This window comes from Pseudoxanthomonas sp. 97-1-1 (assembly GCF_057773125.1).
Genome location: NZ_JBYMTJ010000001.1, coordinates 107,669 through 128,650 on the forward strand (window position 1 = coordinate 107,669; position 20,982 = coordinate 128,650).

Annotated in this window: 19 protein-coding genes; 15 read left to right on the forward strand and 4 right to left on the reverse strand. The window is 66.9% G+C overall.

Annotated elements, in window-relative coordinates; all coding sequences use genetic code 11:
* Positions 1-25: 25 nt before the first annotated feature.
* The 15 genes from asnS to AC3DET_RS00520 all read left to right on the forward strand — a co-directional run bounded on the left by asnS (position 26) and on the right by AC3DET_RS00520 (position 13,391).
* Positions 26-1,426: an asparagine--tRNA ligase gene (gene asnS / locus AC3DET_RS00450; RefSeq protein WP_337729843.1), complete on the forward strand. Its 1,401-nt coding sequence runs from the start codon at positions 26-28 to the stop codon at positions 1,424-1,426.
* A 3-nt stretch (positions 1,427-1,429) separates the two neighbouring features.
* On the forward strand, positions 1,430-1,735 hold the full coding sequence (locus tag AC3DET_RS00455) for a hypothetical protein (protein ID WP_192201101.1): 306 nt from the start codon (positions 1,430-1,432) through the stop codon (positions 1,733-1,735).
* 8 nt (positions 1,736-1,743) lie between these two features.
* Complete coding sequence (locus AC3DET_RS00460) at positions 1,744-2,040, forward strand: hypothetical protein (protein ID WP_488390372.1); 297 nt, start codon at positions 1,744-1,746, stop codon at positions 2,038-2,040.
* Between the two features lie 10 nt (positions 2,041-2,050).
* The gene (locus tag AC3DET_RS00465; RefSeq protein ID WP_488390373.1) at positions 2,051-2,695 is read left to right on the forward strand and encodes an FMN-binding negative transcriptional regulator; all 645 of its coding nucleotides are present in this window, start codon (positions 2,051-2,053) and stop codon (positions 2,693-2,695) included.
* A 105-nt stretch (positions 2,696-2,800) separates the two neighbouring features.
* The gene (locus AC3DET_RS00470) at positions 2,801-3,589 is read left to right on the forward strand and encodes an SDR family oxidoreductase (protein ID WP_488390374.1); all 789 of its coding nucleotides are present in this window, start codon (positions 2,801-2,803) and stop codon (positions 3,587-3,589) included.
* Between the two features lie 44 nt (positions 3,590-3,633).
* Entirely contained in the window at positions 3,634-5,055 is a 1,422-nt protein-coding gene (locus AC3DET_RS00475) for an aldehyde dehydrogenase (protein WP_488390375.1), read from the forward strand.
* 24 nt (positions 5,056-5,079) lie between these two features.
* Positions 5,080-5,745: a carbonate dehydratase gene (gene can / locus AC3DET_RS00480; RefSeq protein WP_337730847.1), complete on the forward strand. Its 666-nt coding sequence runs from the start codon at positions 5,080-5,082 to the stop codon at positions 5,743-5,745.
* Entirely contained in the window at positions 5,738-6,169 is a 432-nt protein-coding gene (locus AC3DET_RS00485; RefSeq protein WP_488390376.1) for a RidA family protein, read from the forward strand. Before can ends, AC3DET_RS00485 begins: the two co-directional genes overlap by 8 nt.
* A gap of 1 nt (position 6,170) precedes the next feature.
* Positions 6,171-6,719, forward strand: coding sequence for a 3-hydroxyanthranilate 3,4-dioxygenase (locus tag AC3DET_RS00490; protein WP_337729850.1), 549 nt, complete (start codon positions 6,171-6,173; stop codon positions 6,717-6,719).
* Between the two features lie 84 nt (positions 6,720-6,803).
* Positions 6,804-7,814, forward strand: coding sequence for an amidohydrolase family protein (locus tag AC3DET_RS00495; RefSeq protein ID WP_337729851.1), 1,011 nt, complete (start codon positions 6,804-6,806; stop codon positions 7,812-7,814).
* Between the two features lie 169 nt (positions 7,815-7,983).
* Positions 7,984-9,258 carry a kynureninase gene (gene kynU / locus AC3DET_RS00500; RefSeq protein WP_488390377.1) on the forward strand — a complete coding sequence of 425 codons (1,275 nt, stop codon included), beginning with the start codon at positions 7,984-7,986 and terminating at the stop codon, positions 9,256-9,258.
* Positions 9,259-9,273: 15 nt separating this feature from the next.
* On the forward strand, positions 9,274-10,644 hold the full coding sequence (locus AC3DET_RS00505; RefSeq protein ID WP_488390378.1) for an FAD-dependent oxidoreductase: 1,371 nt from the start codon (positions 9,274-9,276) through the stop codon (positions 10,642-10,644).
* Positions 10,641-12,080 (forward strand): exodeoxyribonuclease I, encoded by a 1,440-nt coding sequence (gene sbcB, locus AC3DET_RS00510; protein WP_488390379.1) that lies wholly within the window; start codon positions 10,641-10,643, stop codon positions 12,078-12,080. Before AC3DET_RS00505 ends, sbcB begins: the two co-directional genes overlap by 4 nt.
* 66 nt (positions 12,081-12,146) lie before the next feature.
* Positions 12,147-12,833 carry a DUF2461 domain-containing protein gene (locus AC3DET_RS00515; protein ID WP_337729855.1) on the forward strand — a complete coding sequence of 229 codons (687 nt, stop codon included), beginning with the start codon at positions 12,147-12,149 and terminating at the stop codon, positions 12,831-12,833.
* A 15-nt stretch (positions 12,834-12,848) separates the two neighbouring features.
* Entirely contained in the window at positions 12,849-13,391 is a 543-nt protein-coding gene (locus AC3DET_RS00520; RefSeq protein ID WP_488390380.1) for a DUF2939 domain-containing protein, read from the forward strand.
* Positions 13,392-13,409: 18 nt separating this feature from the next.
* On the opposite strand, the gene AC3DET_RS00525 is transcribed toward AC3DET_RS00520, so the two are convergent.
* The 4 genes from AC3DET_RS00525 to AC3DET_RS00540 form a co-directional block, all read right to left on the reverse strand.
* Positions 13,410-14,318, reverse strand: coding sequence for a 5'-nucleotidase (locus tag AC3DET_RS00525; RefSeq protein ID WP_142125360.1), 909 nt, complete (start codon positions 14,316-14,318; stop codon positions 13,410-13,412).
* Positions 14,319-14,366: 48 nt separating this feature from the next.
* On the reverse strand, positions 14,367-14,858 hold the full coding sequence (locus tag AC3DET_RS00530; protein ID WP_446537153.1) for a hypothetical protein: 492 nt from the start codon (positions 14,856-14,858) through the stop codon (positions 14,367-14,369).
* A 116-nt stretch (positions 14,859-14,974) separates the two neighbouring features.
* Positions 14,975-15,742 (reverse strand): NAD kinase, encoded by a 768-nt coding sequence (locus tag AC3DET_RS00535; protein ID WP_337729858.1) that lies wholly within the window; start codon positions 15,740-15,742, stop codon positions 14,975-14,977.
* 155 nt (positions 15,743-15,897) lie between these two features.
* Complete coding sequence (locus tag AC3DET_RS00540; protein WP_488390381.1) at positions 15,898-20,961, reverse strand: NAD-glutamate dehydrogenase; 5,064 nt, start codon at positions 20,959-20,961, stop codon at positions 15,898-15,900.
* Positions 20,962-20,982 lie beyond the last annotated feature (21 nt).

Sequence of the window (20,982 nt, forward strand, 5' to 3'; positions counted from 1 at the left end):
GTCTGTTTACGGAAGGATTCAAGCCATGACGGTGGTGAGCGTCGAACATGCGCTGGCGGGCAAGCTCCCGGCCGGCGGCGAGGTCACGGTGCGCGGCTGGGTGCGCACGCGGCGCGACTCCAAGGCCGGTCTGTCGTTCGTCAACGTCAGCGACGGCTCGTGCTTCGCGCCGATCCAGGTGGTAGCCCCGGACACCCTGTCCAACTACGAATCCGAAGTGAAGCACCTGACCACGGGTTGCGCGGTCATCGCCACGGGCATCCTCGTCGCTTCGCAGGGCCAGGGCCAGAGCTTCGAGATCCAGGCGTCTTCCATCGAGGTCGTCGGCTGGGTGGAGGATCCCCTCACCTACCCGATGCAGCCCAAGCAGCACTCGCTGGAATACCTGCGCGAGTTCGCCCACCTGCGTCCGCGCACCAACCTGTTCGGCGCGGTCGCGCGCATCCGCAACTGCCTGGCCCAGGCCGCGCACCGCTTCTTCCACCAGAACGGCTTCTACTGGATCAGCACGCCCATCGTGACCACGTCCGATGCCGAGGGCGCCGGGCAAATGTTCCGCGTATCCACGCTGGACCTGGCCAACCTGCCCCGCGGCAAGGACGGCGCGGTGGATTTCTCGCGCGACTTCTTCGGCAAGGAAACCTTCCTGACCGTGTCCGGCCAGCTCAATGCCGAGGCCTATGCGCTGGCCCTGAGCAAGGTCTACACCTTCGGCCCGACGTTCCGGGCCGAGAACAGCAACACCACCCGCCACCTGGCCGAGTTCTGGATGATCGAGCCGGAGGTCGCGTTCAACGACCTGGCCGCGAACGCGCAGCTGGCCGAGGACTTCCTGAAGTACATGTTCCGCGCCGTGCTGGATGAGCGCGGCGACGACCTGGCCTTCATCGCCGAACGCGTGCAGCCCGATGCGATCACCCGCCTGGAAGCCTTCGTCAATGCGCCGTTCGAGCGCATCGACTACACCGATGCCATCGGCCTGCTGCAGAAGTCGGGCCACAAGTTCGAGTTCCCGGTGGAATGGGGCCTGGACCTGCAGACCGAGCACGAGCGCTGGCTGACCGAGCAGCATGTCGGTCGCCCGGTGGTGGTGACCAATTACCCCGAGCACATCAAGGCCTTCTACATGCGCCTGAACGACGACGGCAAGACGGTCGCCGCGATGGACGTGCTGGCCCCGGGCATCGGCGAGATCATCGGCGGCAGCCAGCGCGAGGAGCGCCTGGACATCCTGGACGCGCGCATGGCGCAGTTCGGCCTGGATCCGGCGCACTACGGCTGGTACCGCGACTTCCGCCGCTACGGCACCGTGCCGCATGCCGGCTTCGGCCTGGGCTTCGAGCGCCTGGTGGTATACGTCTGCGGACTGAGCAACATCCGCGACGCCATCCCCTACCCGCGCGCACCCGGCAACGCGGAGTTCTGATCGATGCTGCTGTTCTTCGCCCTCTGCTTCGTCGGCATCGCCATCGCCGGATTCTGTGCGTTCGTGATCTTCTGGCCGCTGACACTGGTGCACGTCCGCGACCGCCATGCGGCGCTGGGTGCGCAATGGGGCGAAGGCGCCTTCCTGAAGCCGGTCGCGCTGCGCTGGTTGCTGGGCGGTGGCTATCGCCGGATCACCGACAGCTCGTTGTCCGGCCTGGCCACCCCGGCGAGGATCTCACTGTGCGTGATCTTCGTCGGGCTGGGCATGGCCGGGCTGTTGTGGCTGTGGGCGGAGGCCCTGGGATGAGCGACCACATGAGCGAACACTGGTACCTGGCTTCACTGGGCCGCACGCTGATCTGGGCACGCCTGCGCGTACTGGAGGCAGGCACGGCCGAGGTACTGGACAGCGACGGGCATACCCTGCCCTACGACAGCGAAGACACCGCGCGCGCCGCGCTGTTCGATGCCGAGTTCGTCGCCTGGGACGGTCTGGACGAAGATGACGCACTCGCGCGCGGCTTCTCGCTGCACGACGTCTCTCCCCCGCATGCGGACAGCGACGACGTGCTGCGACCGATGATGGTGCAGTCGCTGGGCGCCCGCGCCTGAGGCACGCGCCATGTATACGCCGCGCGCGTTCGCCGAGACCGACCTGGCCGGACTGGACCGGCTGATCGCACGCGACGCCTTCGTCACACTGGTCACCGTCGCCGACGGCCTGCCCTTCGTCAGCCACCTGCCGGTGCTCTACACCCGGGATGGCGACCGCGTGCTGATCGAAGGCCATTGGGCCAGGCCCAACCCGCAGGCACGGCATGCCGGCAGCGCACTGATGATCGTGCATGGCCCGCATGCCTACCTGTCGCCCGGCTGGTATGCGGACAAGGAAGAAGCCGCGCGCGTGCCCACGTGGAACTACGCGGTTGCGCACCTGCACGGCACGCTGGACACCACCGAGGAGACCAGCGCCCTGGCCGGGATCGTCGATCGCCTGAGCCAGGTGAACGAGGCCTCCGTCGGCAACGATTGGCGGTTCGAACACGGGCGCGCTGACCACGTGCGGCAACTGCGCGGCATCGTGGGTTTCCGTTTCGTCGTCGAGCGCATCGAACTGAAGTTCAAGCTCAGCCAGAACCATCCTGTCGCCAACGTCGAGGGCGCCGCCGCCGCGCTGCAGCGGCTGGGCGGCGAAGACAATCTGGCGGTGGCCAGCCTGATGCGCGAGCGCCTGGAGCTCCGCAAGGACGGCGCGGGAGCGACGTAAGTCGCGACGGGGGATTTCAGTCCTCCGGGTTTGCCGGGAAAGCATCACGACTTGCATCGCTCCCACAGGGCTACACTCGACGCCTTGTCCTTCCGGGAACGATGCATGGATCTCAATCTTGCCGGCCGGCACGCACTGGTCTGCGGCGCGTCCGAGGGGATCGGACGCGCCGCCGCGCACGAGCTCGCCCTGCTCGGCGCTGATGTCACCGTGCTGGCGCGCCGATCCGACGTGCTGCGGGACGTGGCCAACGCCCTGCCTGTCGTCGCCACCGGCCAGCGCCACGGCACGCTGGCCATCGACATCGCCGATGCGACAACGCTACGCGACAACGTCACCGGCCTGGCCGCCACGCATCGGATCCACATCCTGGTCAACAACACCGGCGGCCCACCGGGTGGGCGAGCCATCGAGGCCGTGGCGGATGACTACCTGGCCGCCTTCCAGCAGCACCTGCTCGCCAACCAGGTGCTCGCTCAGGCAACCGTACCCGGCATGCGTGAAGCCGGCTGGGGCCGCATCGTCAATGTCGTCTCGACCTCGGTGCGGGAACCCATCGCCAATTTGGGGGTGTCCAACACCATCCGGGGCGCTGTCGCCAGCTGGGCCAAGACGCTGTCGAAGGAACTGACCCCAAATGGCATCACGGTCAACAACGTGCTGCCCGGCTACACGCGCACGCAGCGGCTGGAGCAGATCCTGCATGACCGCATGCAGGCCACCGGCAAGGATGAGGCCACCGTCAGCAGCGCGATGCTGGCCACCGTGCCGGCAGGTCGTTTCGCGGACGCGCACGAGGTCGCCGCCGCCATCGCCTTCCTCGCCTCGCCCGCCGCAGGCTACATCAACGGCGTCAGCCTGGCCGTGGATGGCGGACGCATGCAATCGATCTGATCCGCCGGCACAGGGGGCTTGCCAGCCGGGTTAAGCTAGTGGACATGGACCGCTTCAGCCACTTCATCGCGGGCGAACCGCGCCACGGCGGCGCATGGCGTCCCGTGTTTGAACCCGCGTCGGCCCAGGTCTATGCCGAGGTTGCCGAGGGCACCGAAAGCGATGTGCTGCATGCCGTCGATGCGGCGGAATCGGCATTTCCCGCGTGGGCGGCGCTGACCACGACCGGGCGTGCGCGCTGGCTGGAAAAACTCGCCGATGCGCTCGAAGGCCGCCTTGAGGAATTCGCCCTCGCCGAATCACGCGATGCCGGCAAACCACTGGCGCTGGCGCGCGACATCGAAATTCCCCGTGCCATTGCCAACCTGCGCTTCTTCGCCCACGCGGCAACCCAGTTCGCCAGCGAGTCGCACCATGGCGAAGCCGGGCTGAACTACACGCTGCGGCAGCCACTGGGCGTGGTCGCCGCGATTTCGCCATGGAACCTGCCGCTGTACCTCTTCACCTGGAAGATCGCCCCGGCGTTGGCCGCCGGCAATACGGTGGTGGCCAAGCCTTCGGAGATCACGCCCGCCACGGCCTCGATGCTTGGCGCGTTGACCGCAGAGATCGGCCTTCCGCCCGGCGTGCTGAACATCGTGCATGGCACAGGCCCGGCGGTGGGCGAGCCACTGGTGCTGCATCCTGCGATCAGGGCAGTGTCTTTCACCGGCAGCACCGGGGTGGGCCGTCGCATTGCCGGCCTCGCCGGGCCGCTGCTGAAGAAGGTCTCGCTGGAACTGGGTGGCAAGAACGCCACGCTGGTATTCGCCAACAGCGACTGGCGCGCGCACCTCGACACGCTGCTCCGCTCCGCTTTCCAGAACGCCGGGCAGATCTGCCTGTGCGGGTCGCGATTGCTGGTGCAGCAGGCGATCTACGACGAATTCCGCGATGCATTGATCGAACGCGCGCGGGGACTGCAGGCGGGGGCACTGGACGATCCCACCACGCGCCTCGGCGCGATGGTGTCGCAGGCGCACTTCGACAAGGTGCTGGCCTGCATCGCGCGGGCGCGAACCGAAGGCGGCCACGTGCTGCTCGGTGGGTATGCGTTGGAGCGGCCCGGCTGGTTCATTGCGCCCACGGTCATCGAAGGCCTCGGACCCCAGGCAGCCACCAATTGCGAGGAAATCTTCGGCCCGGTCGTGACCCTGCAGCCGTTCGAGGACGAGGCCCATGCGCTCGCGCTGGCCAATGCCGGCGACTACGGCCTGGCGGCCACGCTATGGACGCGCGACCTGGACCGGGCCCATCGGCTGGCGTCGCAACTGCGTGCCGGCATCGTCTGGATCAATACCTGGATGACCCGCGACCTGCGCACGCCGTTCGGCGGCGTGGGCGCATCCGGTCTCGGCCGCGAAGGCGGCCACGAGGCCATGCGTTTTTTCACCGAACCCAAGAACGTCTGCGTGGCGTTGCGCTGAGGACCATCAAACCCCATGTCCGACCTGACCGAACTCGAGAAACTGCTGCAGAACAACCGCGACTGGGCCGCCCGCATCAAGCAGGAGGATCCCGGCTTCTTCAAGCGGTTGTCGCAGCAGCAATCACCGCGCTACCTGTGGATCGGCTGCTCCGATTCGCGCGTGCCGGCGAACCAGATCCTCGGCCTCGACCCCGGCGAGGTCTTCGTCCACCGCAACATCGCCAACGTGATGTCGCACGGCGACCTCAATGCGCTGTCGGTCGTCCAGTTCGCCGTCGATATCCTGAAGGTCGAACACATCCTGCTGGTCGGTCACTACGGCTGCGGCGGCGTGCACGCCGCCATGACCGGCTTGCGCGTGGGGCTGGCCGACAACTGGCTGCGCCATGTCGCCGATGTCGCACTCAAGCACAACGATCTGCTGGAACAGGTCGATACCGAATCCCTGCGCCATGCCCGCCTGTGCGAACTCAACGTGATCGAGCAGGTGTTCAACGTGTGCCAGACCACCGTGGTGCAGGATGCATGGGCACGCGGCCAGCCGCTCGCGATCCACGGCTGGGTCTACAGCCTGTTCGACGGCCGCGTGCGCGAACTCGGCATGGACGTGGCGGCGCAGGATGAACTCCAGCCTGCGTACCAGCGTGCGCTCGCCGGCGTCCCGGGCAAGGGGAAGCGCGATGAGTGATGTCATCCATGCCGATGCCGCGCCGAAGCCCGTCGGCCAGTATCCTCACGCGCGCCGCGTGGGCGACCTGCTGTTCCTGTCCGGCATCGGCCCGCGCGATCCGGCCAGCAATGCCATCGTCGGCAACGTGCACGACGCCGAGGGACGCCTCATCAGCTATGACATCGACGCACAGTGCCGTGCCGTGTTCGCCAACGTCCGCGCAGTGCTGAAGGCCAGCGGTGCACGCTGGGAAGACCTGGTGGACGTGACGGTGTACCTCACCGACATGGCGCACGACTTCAAGGTGTACAACCAGGTGTGGGCGGAGTATTTCCCCGACCCGGCGGCGGCGCCCTGCCGCACCACGCTGGGTATCACCTCGCTGCCGACCCCGATCGCCATCGAACTGAAATGCATCGCGCACCTGTCCGAGGCCCGCTGACATGCTGCCCAATCCGCTCAACTTCCAGGCATGGATCGATGAGCACCGCCACCTGCTGAAGCCGCCGGTCGGCAACAAGGTCATTTACGACGGCGACTTCATCGTCATGGTGGTCGGCGGCCCGAACGCGCGCACCGATTACCACTACGACGAGGGTCCGGAGTGGTTCTACCAGTTGGAAGGCGAAATGGTGCTGCGTATCCAGGAGAATGGCGCGCCGCGTGACATTCCGATCCGGGCGGGCGAGATCTTCCTGCTACCGCCGCGTGTGCCGCATTCGCCGCAACGCATGCCGGGCTCGGTCGGCCTGGTGATCGAACGCAAGCGCCTGCCGCACGAAGACGACGGCCTGCTGTGGTTCTGCGAGCGCTGCAACGCGAAGGTGTACGAGGAGTACTTCCACCTGAACGATATCGAGCAGGATTTCTTCAGGGTGTTCGAGGCCTTCTACCGCAGCGACGACCTGCGCACCTGCAAGGCCTGCGGCCATCTGAACCCCCGCCCGAGCCGCTATGAGATGCAGGCCGATTCGCAAGCCGACATCACCTGAGGTGGCGGTGCGCGCGCCCCGGGGGATGGGTCCCGTTCGGCACTGCAGCGCGAATCCCGCGCGGGCAGCCCCTACAATCCGACGATGCTGAAGATCGACACCCACGCGCACTTCCTGCCCCGCGACTGGCCCGACCTGGCGGCCAAGTACGGTGACCTGCGCTTTCCCGTGATCCACCACGGCGACGACGGCCGCCATCGCATCTACAAGGACGGCAAGTTCTTCCGCGAGATCTGGCCCAAGACCTGGGATCCGGAAGAACGCATCGCCGATTACGCCAAATTCGGCGTGCAGGTGCAGGTCATCAGCACCGTGCCGGTGATGTTCAGCTACTGGGCCAAGGCGCACCATGCGCTGGAGCTGCACCAGGCGCTCAACGACCACACCGCTGCCGCCTGCCGCGACTATCCGCGCCACTATGCGGGCATCGGCACGGTGCCGATGCAGTCGCCGCGACTGGCGGTGCAGGAACTGGAGCGCTGCATGGACCAGTTGGGCCTGCAGGGCGTGCAGATCGGCAGCCATGTCAACGACTGGAACCTCGACGCGCCGGAACTGTTCGAATTCTTCCAGGCGGCCAGCGAACTGGGCGCGGCGATCCTCGTGCACCCTTGGGACATGATGGGCGCCGCATCGATGCCCAAGTACTGGCTGCCCTGGTTGGTCGGCATGCCCGCAGAACAATCGCGCGCCGCCTGTTGCCTGATTTTCGGCGGCGTGCTCGAACGGTTGCCCGGATTGAAGGTCTGCTTCGCCCACGGGGGCGGCAGCTTTCCTTACACCATCGGCCGCATCGAGCACGGCTTCAACATGCGGCCCGACCTGGTGGCCACCGACAACCATCGCAATCCGCGTGAGTACCTCGACCGGGTCTACTTCGATTCCTGGGTCGCCGATCCACGCGCGCTGCACTACCTGCTCGACACGGTCGGCCACGAGCGTGTGATGCTGGGCACCGACTACCCGTTCCCGCTGGGCGAACAGGAGCCCGGTGCCGGCATCGCCGCCCTGGGCCTGGACGAGGCCCGGCAGGCGCGCCTGTATCACGGCACCGCGCTGGAATGGCTTGGCTTGCCCGCCTCGAGGTTCCTGTGAAAGGGCTCCTTTTAGGAGCGACGTCAGTCGCGACCGCACGGCACGATCTTGCCAGGACCTTCAGTATCTTCGGGGGAGACCAGCCCATTCGACGTCATCTCCACCGACACTCCACGGTCGCGACTCACGTCGCTCTTACAACCCAAAGATCATCTCCAAACCACATTCCATGACCGACCCGCTGTCCCGCACCCACATCATCGCCCTTGATGCCGCCGACCCCTTGCGTCCGTTGCGCAACGAGTTCCTGATTCCGCGCCACAAGCACAACGACCAGGTCTACTTCTGCGGCAACTCGCTCGGCCTGCAACCGAAGGCAGCGCGCACCTACCTCAACGAGGTGCTGGACAAATGGGCCAACGAGGCCGTTGAAGGCCACTTCACGGGCAACGCGCAGTGGATGACCTACCACGAACTCGTGCGCGAACCGCTGGCGCGCCTGGTCGGTGCGGAGCCGGCGGAAGTGGTGGCGATGAACACGCTGACCGCCAACCTGCACCTGATGATGGTCAGCTTCTACCGTCCGACGGCGGAACGTCCGGCGATCCTGATGGAGTCCGGCGCATTCCCGTCCGACCGGCATGCGATGGAGTCGCAGGTACGCTTCCACGGCTTCGATCCCGCCACCGACCTGATCGAAGTGGAACCGGATCTGCCCGATGGCACGTTATCGATGGCGGCCATCGAACGCGCCATCGTCGAGCACGGCCCACGCCTGGCGCTGGTGCTGTGGCCCGGTGTCCAATACCGGACCGGACAGGCCTTCGATCTGGTGGAGATCGCGCGGCTGGGCCATGCGCAGGGCGCCGTCGTCGGCGTCGACCTGGCGCACGCGGTGGGCAACCTGCCCTTGCGCCTGCACGACAGCGGCGTGGATTTCGCGGTGTGGTGCCACTACAAGTACCTGAACTCGGGGCCGGGCGCGGTCGCGGGCTGCTTCGTGCATGCGCGCCATGCCCGGACGGACAGGCCAAGGTTTGCGGGCTGGTGGGGTCACGAGAAGGAGACCCGGTTCCGGATGGAGCCGGCCTTCGTGCCCACGCCCGGCGCCGAGGGCTGGCAGCTCAGCAACCCGCCGATCCTGGGGTTGGCGCCGCTGCGCGCTTCGCTCGAGCTGTTCGAGAAAGCGGGTGGCATGGAGGCGATACGCGCGAAGTCGCTCAAGCTGACCGGCTTGCTGGAAGCGCTGATCCAGGCAAGGCTGTCGGACGTGCTGCAGATCATCACGCCCGCAGACACCTCCCAGCGCGGCGCCCAGCTTTCGCTGCGAGTGACCGGCGGACGCGAACGCGGCCGCGAACTGTTCGAGTACCTGCTGTCCGTCGGTACGGTCGGCGACTGGCGCGAACCGGACGTGATCCGCATCTCGCCCGCCCCGCTGTACAACCGCTACATGGATGTCCACCGCTTCGTCGAGGAAGTCGAGACGTGGCGGGGGTTCTGATCCGGAGAAACGAGTTTGGTCACTGACGGCAAGCGACACATCACCATCATCGGCGCCGGCCTCGCCGGTGCGCTGCTGGCCACCCTGATGGCGCGCGCAGGGTGGCGCGTGGAGGTGTTCGAAAAACGCGGCGACCCGCGCGTGCAAGGCTATGCGGGAGGCCGCTCGATCAACCTGGCACTGACCGAACGTGGCCGCCATGCGCTGCGGATGGCGGATGCGGACGATGCAGTGATGCGGCAGGCAGTAATGATGCGCGGGCGCATGGTGCATGCCCTCGACGGACGGCTGCAGTTGCAGCGCTACGGGCGCGACGACTCCGAGGTCATCTGGTCGATCCATCGCGGCGACTTGAACATCACGCTGCTGGATCTGGCCGAACGCGCAGGCGCCGTCATCCAGTTCAACCGCCGGTTGGAATCCGTGGATTTCGACGCGCACATCGCCCGCTTCGTCGACGAGCAGGATGGCGGCGTCCACCCTGTCGGGTTCACCGCCCTGATCGGCGCCGACGGTGCCGGCTCGTCCTTGCGTGGCGCCATGCAACAGCGGGAGGATCTCGGTGAACGTACCGAGTTCCTCGACCACTCCTACAAGGAGCTCGAGATTCCCCCTGCCGCCGACGGCAGCTTCATCATGGAACCGAACGCCCTGCACATCTGGCCGCGCGGCCACTACATGTGCATCGCGTTGCCCAACGACGAGCGCACGTTCACGGTGACGCTGTTCCTGCCCAACGAAGGTGATCCGGGCTTCGACAGCGTGCGCAGCGGCGCGGATGCGAAGGCGCTGTTCCTGCGCGATTTCGCCGATGCGGTGCCGCTGATCCCGCGACTGGAACAGGACTGGGACGCCAACCCCACTGGCCTGCTCGCCACGCTGTATCTCGAACGCTGGCACCTGCAGGGCCAGGCCGTGCTGCTGGGCGACGCCGCCCACGCGATGGTGCCGTTCCACGGCCAGGGCATGAACTGCGCGTTCGAGGATTGCGTCGCCCTCGCCCACCACCTGCAATCCACGCAAGACCTCGCGGAGGCTTTCGCCGCCTTCGAAGCCGAGCGCAAGCCCAATGCACTGGCGATCCAGGAAATGGCGCTGGAGAACTACGTGGAGATGCGCGACAAGGTGGACGACAGCGGCTTCCTGCTGCAGCGGGAACTGGAGCGCGCGCTGCAGGAGCGCCATCCGCACCGCTTCGTGCCGCACTACACGATGGTCAGTTTCATGCGCATCCCGTACTCGGTGGCGCAGCATCGCAGCCACGTGCAGCGCGACCTTCTGGTACGGCATACCGCCGGGCGCGGTGCCCTCGACGGCATCGACTGGGCAGCGGTCGATGCCGATGTGCTCGCGCGCTTGCCGGTGCTGGAGGAAATGGCGGGGTGAGCGCCAGCTTCCTGTTCTACGACCTCGAGACCTTCGGCGCGGATCCGCGCCGCAGCCGGATCGCGCAGGTCGCGGCCGTGCGTACCACGCCCGCGCTGGAACTGATGGAGGAGCCGGTCAGCTTCTTCGTACAGCCAGCGGATGACCTGCTGCCCTCGCCCATCGCCACGCTGATCACCGGCATCACGCCGCAGCAGGCGCTGCGCGACGGCGTCAACGAAGCAGAAGCCTTCGCCCGCATTGCCGACGAGATGGGGCGGCCGGAAACCTGCACGCTGGGCTACAACAGCCTGCGCTTCGATGACGAGTTCGTGCGTCACGGCCTGTTCCGCAATTTCCATGAGCCCTACGAGCGCGAGTGGCGTGGCGGAAACTCGCGCTGGGACCTGCTGGACGTGATGCGGCTGATGCATGCGCTGCGGCCGGACGGCATCGTGTGGCCGAAGCGGGACGACGGTGCCACGTCCTTCAGGCTGGAACACCTGGCGCTGGCCAACCGCGTCCGCGAAGGCGATGCGCACGAGGCTCTGTCGGATGTGTACGCCACCATCGGCCTGGCCCGGCTGATGCGGCAGGCCCAACCCCGCCTGTGGGACTACGCATTGCAACTGCGCGACAAGCGCTTCGCCGCGCGCCTGCTGGATGTGACGGCCATGCAACCGGTACTGCATGTCTCGCAGCGCTATCCCGCCAGCCGCCTCTGTGCGGCGCCGGTGCTGCCCTTGGCGCGGCATCCGCGCATCGACAATCGCGTGGTGGTGTTCGACCTGGAAAGCGATCCGGCCGCGCTGCTGGCCTTGGCGCCCGACGAGATCGCCGACCGTCTTTACACCCCGGCCGCCGATCTGCCGGACAGCGAGCAGCGGATCCCGCTGAAGGAAGTCCATCTGAACCGTGCACCGGCGCTGGTCGCCTGGTCGCATCTGCGCCCCGCCGACATGGACCGGCTCGGCATCGATCCCGTGCGCTGCGAGCGCCATGCGGAAGTCCTGCGCGAGGCCGGCCCGGAGCTTGCGGAGAAGGTGCGGCAGGTGTTTGCCGGCGAGCGGCAGTTCACTCCCGGCGATGTGGATGCCTCGCTTTACGATGCTTTCCTGGCGGACGCGGACAAACGCCGGTTCACCGAGGTACGGACCACGCCGCCTGCGCTGCTGGGCCAACGCGATTTCGGCTTCCGCGATGCCCGCCTGCCCGAATTGCTGTTCCGCTATCGCGCGCGCAACTGGCCCGGCTCGCTGTCTCCCGCCGAGCGCCAGCGTTGGGACGACTATCGCCGGCAGCGCCTCGCGACCGACACCGGGATGTCCGAATACAGCTTCGCCAGCTTCGACGCCGAACTTGCGGAACTGCGGATGACGCACGCCGCCGATGCGGACCGGCTCGTGCTGCTGGACAGGATCCAGCAATGGCGCCAGGACCTGCAGGCCGGCCTCTAGTACGCCAGGCGACATCGAGGGCAGCCTTGTCGGCCGGATGACGCCGGCTTGTCTAGAATGGCGGCCATGGCCACCTACTTCTCCGATGCCAGCTTCAAGTTCCTGCGCGGGCTGGCCCGTCACAACGACAAGACCTGGTTCAACGACCACAAGGCGCAGTACGAGGATCACGTCCGACAGCCATTCCTCCGGCTCCTGACGGACCTGCAGCCCGACCTGGCGGCAGTGAGCCTGCACTTCCGCTCCGAACCGAAGACGGTAGGCGGGTCGCTGTTCCGCATCTATCGTGACGCACGCTTTTCCAACGACAAATCCCCGTACAAGTCCTGGCAGGGTGCACGCCTGTTCCACGAGCGCCACAAACAGGTGCCCGCGCCCTCGTTCTACCTTCACCTGCAGCCTGGCGAGTGTTTCGTCGGTGCCGGACTCTGGCATCCCGAGCCGGACACGCAGCGGCGGGTGCGGCAGTTCATCCTGGACAACCCGGGCAGTTGGAAGAAGGCGGCGCACGATGCGCCTTTCCGGCGGCGATTCGAGTTCGAAGAGAGCGAGAAACTGGTACGCCCTCCGCGCGGGTTTCCCGCCGACTTCGAGTTCATCGAAGACCTGAAGCACCGCAATTTCGTGTTCTGGCGCTCGCTGGACGACGCCACCATGACCGGTCCGAAGCTGCGCCAGACCGTGGCGGCCGATCTCAAGGCGCTTGGCCCGTTCGTCGACTACCTGTGCGCTGCGCTGGACCTGGAGTTCTGACCCGGAGGTTTGCCGATGAAGAAGTGGCTCGTGATCGGAGTGGTGGTCGCCCTCCTGCTGGGGTTGGCGGGCTATGTGGCCGCCGGGCCCTACCTGGCCATCCATGGCATCCGTACGGCGCTGGCGGAGCAGGACACCGGCAAGCTGCAGAAGCATGTCGATTTCGCTTCGTTGCGCGTGAACCTGCGCGCGCAGGTGGAGGACTCGCTCGCACGGCGCGCCGGACCGGAGCTCAGCGGCAACCTGTTCGGTGCCGCGGCGCTTTCGATCGCCAACAGCATGCTGGGGCGCGGCGTGGATACGATGGTTACGCCGATGGGTATCGCCGCGATCCTGGAAGGCCGCGCCACATGGAAACGCGCCGTCGGCGACACCGTGGGCGGCGACACCTACGCCCCGCCGACCCCGGCAGATCCGCTCAGACAGGCCAGCCACCGATACGAGTCGTTGTCCCGTTTCACTGCCACCGTGCACGACGATGAGGGCGACCCGGTGGTGTTCGTCTTCACGCGCCAGGGCCTGCGCTGGCAGCTGACCGACATCCGCCTGCCGCTTTAGGGCGAGCGAAGGCCCGCCCTACGGGTTCGCCACCCCGTGCGGAACATGACCCGCGGCCACATGGTGGCGCGCGCTGTCGATGTTGTGTTGCGAATCGTCGAAGAAGATGTCGGCGCCGAAGGCTTCCAGGAACGGCCCCTTGTGGCGGCCGCCGAGGAAGAGCGCCTCGTCCAGGCGCACGCCCCACTCGCGCAGCGTACGGATCACCCGCTCGTGCGCCGGCGCGGAACGCGCGGTGACCAGTGCGGTGCGGATAGGCGAACGCTCATCGGGCGGGAATACCTGCTGCAGCTGGTGCAATGCCGACAGGAAGTTGCGGAACGGACCACCGGACAAGGGCTCGCGTGCACGCTGTTGCTCGTGCCGGCCGAATGCCTCCACGCCCTGTTCGCGGGAAATGCGCTCGCTCTCGTCGCCGAAGATAACCGCGTCGCCATCGAACGCGATGCGCAGCTGATGTTCGTGGCGCTGCTGCGGTGCGCCTGCCGGCAGGATGGTCGCCGCCGCGATGCCGTGCTCCAGTGAGCGCCGCACCGATTCCGGGTTGGCCGACAGGAACAGGTCGGTGCCGAACGGCTTGACGTAGGGCCAGGTGGGCTCGCCGGCCGTGAACGTGGCACGCACGATCCCCAGGCCGTAGTGCTGGATGGAGTTGAAGATGCGCAGGCCGGTATCGGCCGAGTTGCGCGAGAGCAGGATCACTTCGACGCGCGGCGCTTCCGGAGGCGCCCCTACGTTGAGTGCCAGCAGCTTGCGCACGACGGGATAGGCGATGCCCGGCGCCAGCACATCGTCTTCGTGCGTGCGCTGGTAGTCGGAATAGGCCTGTACGCCCTCGCGCTCGTACAGCGCGTGGCTTTCCTCCAGATCGAACAGGGCGCGCGACGTGACCGCGACGGTCAGCAAACGGGGGGTGTTGTCGGCCATGCGCACAGTATCGGCGATCTATGGCGCATGACGCGAGACGCCGTGCCCCTATCCCCCCGGTGCAGCGGCGATACGCACCTGTGCCGGCGGCCCCCTGCGATTGTCGGGCGTGATGGCGCGTACTTCGACCAACAGGTCGATCGGCGACTGTTCCGAAGGCGGTCCATCGCGCCAGAGGAACACGAACTCGCTGCGACGGCCCTCAACGCGCCCCGCCACCGGCTCGCGGGGAAAGATCGCAAGGGCGTCCTCACCGAGCACGCGGAACTCGAACCCCAGTTCACGCAGCTTGTAATCCGTGCCGCGAGGCCACTCCACGCCCAGCGTCAGCAGGCCACTGGCATCGCACGAGGCGTGTCCGTCCACGCCGCGCGTCAGGCTGACCACCTCCAGCAAGGGCGGCTTCAGGGTGCCGTCTTCGACCAGCGCCGACGACGCACCGCCGGCCGCGAACGCGGTGGTGCCCGTGGACAGATTGCAGGCCGCCACGTCGGTCGCGGCAAGCATGGCGCACAGCGCCAACGCGCACTTCAACTGCATCGTGACCCCTCCCCGGGCGGATGCGAACCGAATCGCTATGGGGCGCTGGATACCATGCGTGGGATGACCCGGCAAGCCGCAATGCGGCGAAACCACGATGTCCGCCAGGACAATCCTCAGGTCATGAACTGCTCGCTGAGGATGCGTTCCTCGAGATTGTGTTCGCGGTCGAACAGCAGGGTGACCGTGCGGTCACGCGACTCGCGGATGGTCACCTCCACCACGTCCCGCACCTCGTGCGAATCGGCGGTGGCACTGACCGGGCGCTTGTACGGGTCGAGCACGCGGAACCGGATCTCGGTATCGGCCTTGAGGATGGCGCCACGCCAGCGGCGCGGACGGAACGGCGCGATCGGCGTCAGCGCAATGGTGTGCGAACCCAGCGGCAGGATCGGCCCGTGCGCGGAGAAGTTGTAGGCGGTGCTGCCCGCCGGCGTCGCGGTCAGCACGCCATCGCAGATCAGCTCGTCCAGGCGGGTTTCGCCGTTGAGGTCGATCTGGATGTGCGCCGCCTGCCGTGTCTGGCGCAGCAGCGACACTTCGTTGTAGGCCAGGGATGACGTGGACGTGCCGGACTCGGTCAGTGCCTGCATTTCCAGCGGCCGCAGTTTGGCCGGTTCCGCCGCGGCAATCCGGTCGAACAGGCCGTCCGAGCGATAGTGGTTCATCAGGAAACCCACGGTGCCCAGCTTCATGCCGAACACCGGCTTGCCGAGCGCGCCGTGCCGATGCAGCGTCTGCAGCATGAACCCATCGCCGCCCAGCGCACACAGCACGTCCGCCTGGTCGGGCACATGCGCACCGTGTTCGCGCTGCAGTGTCGCCAGCGCCTCCTGTGCCTCAGGCGTGGGACTGGCGAGGAAGGCGATGCGGGGTGTGGACATCCGTGGCTCCATCGTGGCCTGCACAGCGTACAGAAAAAAACGCCGGGAGCGTTTTTCGACAACGCGCAGCGTTGGCTCACCGGGTGGCTGCCATGGAAGGCGGCCACAAAAAAGGCGGCCCGAAGGCCGCCTCGTTCCACTCACATGACGTGCAATCAGCCCTGGGACGCCAGCTGCCCCAGCCGCTGCACCGCCACCGATGCGGTGGGGTAGTCGAGCGTCTTCTGCGCGGCCAGCTCGTTGAGCATGTTCAGCGTGAAGCGCAGCCCGGCGTCGTCGCGGCCCAGCCAGGCCTTGACCTTGGCGTCGGCGTTGCCGCCCGGCAGCGACAGCAGCTGGTTGGTCAGCGTGCGCTGGTGGGCCGCCAGTTCATCACGCAGCACGCCGCGCGCGACGGCATGCCAGCGGCCATCGACCTTCAACGCTTCGATCTGGTCCTGCAGCCAAGGCAGGTGCAGCGCCTCGCCCAGGCGGTAGTGCGCCTTCGACACCTCGACCGGCTTGAGCTTGCGCGCCCGGGCCAGTTCGATGATGTCGCAGGAGGGCTCCAGGTACGGCAGCGCCGCTATCTGGCCGGCCAGCGCAGGCGGCAGACCCTTGTCCTTCCACTCCTGCAGGCTGGCGTTGTACGCCGGGCGCAGCGAGTCCGGCAGCACGCCGTCGGCCGCACGGATCTCGTTGAAGCCGTCGTGGTAGCGCTCCACCGCGGTGGCGATGGCCGGGATTGGACCCTGGCGGGTCAGCAGCCAGCGGGTGAAGTTGCGCTGCACCTGCCAGATGACCTGCAGGGCATCGATCTGCACCGATTCCGGCACCTTGCCGTCCAGCGCGTCGATCTGGTTCCACAGCGCCCGCGCGTCCAGCGTCTCGCGGGTGATGGTGAAGGCCTTGGCGACTTCCGCCGGCGAGCGGCCCGTGTCTTCCTGCATGCGCAGCAGGAAGGTGGCCCCCATCCGGTTGATGGTGGTGTTGGTGACCGCCGTGGCGATGATCTCGCGCTTCAGGCGGTGCTTCTCCATCTCCGAGGCGTACTTCTTCTGCAGCGGCTGCGGGAAGTAGCGCTGCAGCTCCTTCGACAGGTAAGGATCCTCGGGGATGTCGGATTCCAGCAATTGCTGGAACGCCACCAGCTTGGAGTACGACAACAGCACCGACAGTTCGGGACGCGTCAGGCCCTGTCCACGCGCCTTGCGCTCGGCCAGTTCGGCGTCGGATGGCAGGAATTCGATCTGCCGGTCCAGCAGACCCTGCGATTCCAGCGTCTGGATGAAGTGCTGTTTGGAGCCCAGGCGCGAGACGCTCATGCGCTCCATCAGGCTGATCGCCTGGTTCTGGCGGTAGTTGTCCCACAGCACCAGCTCGGCCACTTCGCCGGTCATGTCGGCCAGCAGCTTGTTGCGCGCATCCATGCCCAGTTTCTTGGCCTGCACCACGCCGTTGAGCAGGATCTTGATGTTCACCTCGTGGTCCGAAGTGTCCACGCCGGCCGAGTTGTCGATGAAGTCGGTGTTGAGCAGCACACCGTGCTGCGCGGCCTCGATGCGGCCCAGCTGGGTCAGGCCCAGGTTGCCGCCCTCGCCCACCACCTTGCAGCGCAGGTCGCGGCCATCGACGCGCAGCCCGTTGTTCGCACGGTCGCCCACATCAGCGTGGGTCTCGCTGGCGGCCTTGACGTAGGTGCCGATGCCGCCGTTCCACAGCAGGTCCACCGGCGACTTCAGGATGGCGCTCATCAGTTCGTTGGGCGTCATCGACTTCACGCCGTCGGCGATGCCGAGCGCGGCGCGCACTTCCGGGGTGATGTCGATGGACTTCGCGCTGCGCGGATGGATGCCGCCGCCCTTGGAAATCAGCTTGGCATCGTAGTCGGCCCAGCTGGAGCGCGGCACCTTGAACATGCGGTCGCGTTCCTTGAACGACTTCGCCGCATCGGGGTTCGGGTCCAGGAAGATGTGGCGGTGATCGAATGCGGCCAGCAGGCGGATGTGTTCCGACAGCAGCATGCCGTTGCCGAACACGTCGCCCGACATGTCGCCGATGCCGACGCAGGTGAAGTCTTCGGTCTGGCTGTCGCGATTCATCGCGCGGAAATGGCGCTTGACCGACTCCCACGCGCCGCGCGCGGTGATGCCCATGCCCTTGTGGTCGTAGCCCACCGAGCCGCCGGACGCGAACGCATCGCCCATCCAGAAACCGTGCGCGATGGCCAGGCCGTTGGCGATGTCGGAGAACGTGGCCGTGCCCTTGTCGGCGGCGACCACCAGGTACGGGTCGTCCTGGTCGTGGCGCACCACGTCCACCGGCGGCACGATCCTGTTGCCGACGATGTTGTCGGTGATGTCGAGCAGGCCCTGGATGAAGAGCTTGTAGCAGGCGATGCCTTCGGCCAACACGGCGTCACGGTCGCCGCCGGCGGGCGGACGCTTGACGAAGAAGCCGCCCTTCGCGCCGACCGGCACGATGACGGTGTTCTTGACCATCTGCGCCTTCACCAGTCCCAGCACCTCGGTGCGGAAGTCCTCGCGGCGGTCCGACCAGCGCAGGCCGCCACGCGCCACCGGGCCGAAGCGCAGGTGCACGCCTTCCACGCGTGGGCCGTACACGAAGATCTCGCGATAGGGACGCGGCTTGGGCAGGTCCGGCACCTTGGCGGAGTCGAACTTGAAGCTGATGGTGTGTGCCGGCTGCCCGTCCTTGCCGCGCTGGTAGAAGCTGGTGCGCAGCGTGGCTTCGATAGCGCCCATGAAACCGCGCAGGATCCGGTCCTCGTCCAGGCTGGACACGCGGTCCATCAGCTTGATCAGTGCCCGGTGCGCAATCTCGACCTGCAGGTCGCGCTTGCCACCGCGCGCGTCGACCAGCATGGTCAGGATCTTCTGCGCGGCGTCGTCATTGCCGGCCAACGCCTTGAGTTCGGCAGCGAAACGGTCCTGGCCCTCCTTGATCTGCGCCTTGCTCTCGCTGCCGGTGGCGGGATCGAAGCGTGCCTCGAACAGTTCCACCAGCAGGCGCGCAAGCAGCGGATAGCGGTTGAGGGTTTCCTCGACGTAGCTCTGCGAGAACGGCACACCAGTCTGCAACAGGTACTTGCAGTAGCCGCGCAGCAGGGCGACCTGGCGCCAGGCCAGGCCGGCGCCCAGCACCAGCCTGTTGAAGCCGTCGTTCTCCGCATCGCCGCGCCACACCCGGGCGAAGGCCTCCTCGAAGGTGGAGGCCAGGCGCGCGATGTCGAACTCGCCGCTGAGCGGTTCCACCTCAAATTCCTGGATGTAACGCGCGCCCTGTCCCGTCTCCAGACGGAACGGATGCTCGGAGATCACGCGCAGTCCCATGTTCTCCATCAGCGGCAGCGCATCGGACAACGGGATGTCGGTTTCCTGGCGATACAGGTTCAGGCGCAGGCGACCCTGTCCTGGGCGCTTGCGGCGCGACTCGTGCAGGCTCAGGCGCAGGTCGTCCGGACCGGTGAGTGCAGCGAGATGCTCCACGTCGCGCGCGGCACCTTCCGGCGACACCACTTCGATGTAGCCCGCCGGCAGCGCACGGCCATAGCCGCCCGCCAGCAACAGGCCCTTCGACTCGCCGTGGCGCGTGATCAGGGTTTCACGCAGGTCGTCCTGCCAGTTGCGCAGCAGGTGGGCGATGTCGCCTTCCAGCGCGGAGGTATCGACTTCGACCTGCTCGCCCGCCTTCGGGCGAATGGTGATGTGCAGCTGCGCCAGCGGCGACTCGCCGAGCAGCACGCTGCTGTCGACGTACTCGCCCCGCATGGCGTCCTTCAGCAGCGATTCGATGCGCAGGCGCACATCCGTATTGAAGCGCTCGCGGGGGATGTAGACCAAGGCCGAATAGAAGCGGCCATAACGATCGCGGCGCAGGAACAGCTTGCTGCGCACACGCTCCTGCAGACCCAGGATGCCCATCGCCGTGCGGTAGAGTTCTTCGTCGCTGGACTGGAACAGTTCCTCGCGTGGCAGCGTTTCCAGGATGTGGCGCAGCGCCTTGCCGCTGTGGCCGCTGGGCGACAGGCCGGACTTCTGCATCACGTATTCGTGGCGCTCGCGCACCAGCGGGATTTCCCACGGACGGCGGTTGTAGGCGCTGGACGTGTACAGGCCGATGAAGCGCTGCTCGGCGATGGGGTTTCCCTTCGCATCGAACTCGAGCACGCCGATGTAATCCATGTTGCCCGGGCGGTGCACGGTGGACCGGCGATTGGTCTTGGTGAGGATCAGCGCATCCACCGAACCGCCCTGCGGCAGGTAGTGCGCGGCCAGCGTCTTGATGTTGCGCGGCGGCGTGGTATCGCCTTCGCGCAGCAGGCCCAGGCCGCTGTCCTCGACGGCCGCCAGGATGCCGGTGCCCTTCTCGACCCGGTATTCGCGATAGCCGAAGAAGGTGAAATGGTCGGCGGCGGCCCAGCGCATGAACTCCTGCGCTTCGCGACGCCCGTCGTCATCCACCGGCATGCGGCGGGTGGCCATGTCGTCGGCGAGCGACAGCATCTTCTCGCGCATGGCGCTCCAGTCGCGGACGATCGCCCGGACTTCCTCCAGCACGGCACGGATGCGCTTCTCGATGGCCGCCATCTCATCGGGTGGCAGGCGATCGATCTCCAGCAGCATCAGCGATTCGGGCTTGCCCTCGCCCACGGCCTGCACCTTGCCGGCCTTGTCGCGCGTGAAGCGCACCAGCGGATGGCCCAGCACGTGTACGCCCACCCCCATCTCGGCCAGCGCCATGCTGACGGAGTCCACCAGGAACGGCATGTCGTCGTTGACGATCTGCAGCACGGTATGCGGCGATTCCCAGCCATGCGATTTCAGCATGGCATTGAAGATCCGCACATTGGCGGTGCCGGACTTGCGGGTGCGCGCGAACGCCAGGGTGTCGGCGGCGATCGCCGCCCATCCGTCCGCCGTGTGGTGCGGATACTCGTCTTCTTCCATGCGCTTGTAGAACGCTTCGGCGAATGTCTGTGCCTCGGCCTGCGCGGAGGCCCCCGACACCCGCTTGCGGATCGCCGCGAGGATCGGCGACAGGGAGAACGCGTCGGCCGCCGCCTTGCCCTTCTCCACCGCGGCCTTCGCCGCCTTCACCGGTCGGGCGGCCACCTTCTTGGTGGGCGTCGCCTTCGGGGTCACCGATCTGGTGGCCTTGATGGCTTCCGGTTTGGGCGTCTTTTTCGAGGCTTTTTTCGGGCTGCGCACAGCGTTCATGCAGAGAGTGGCTCAACAATT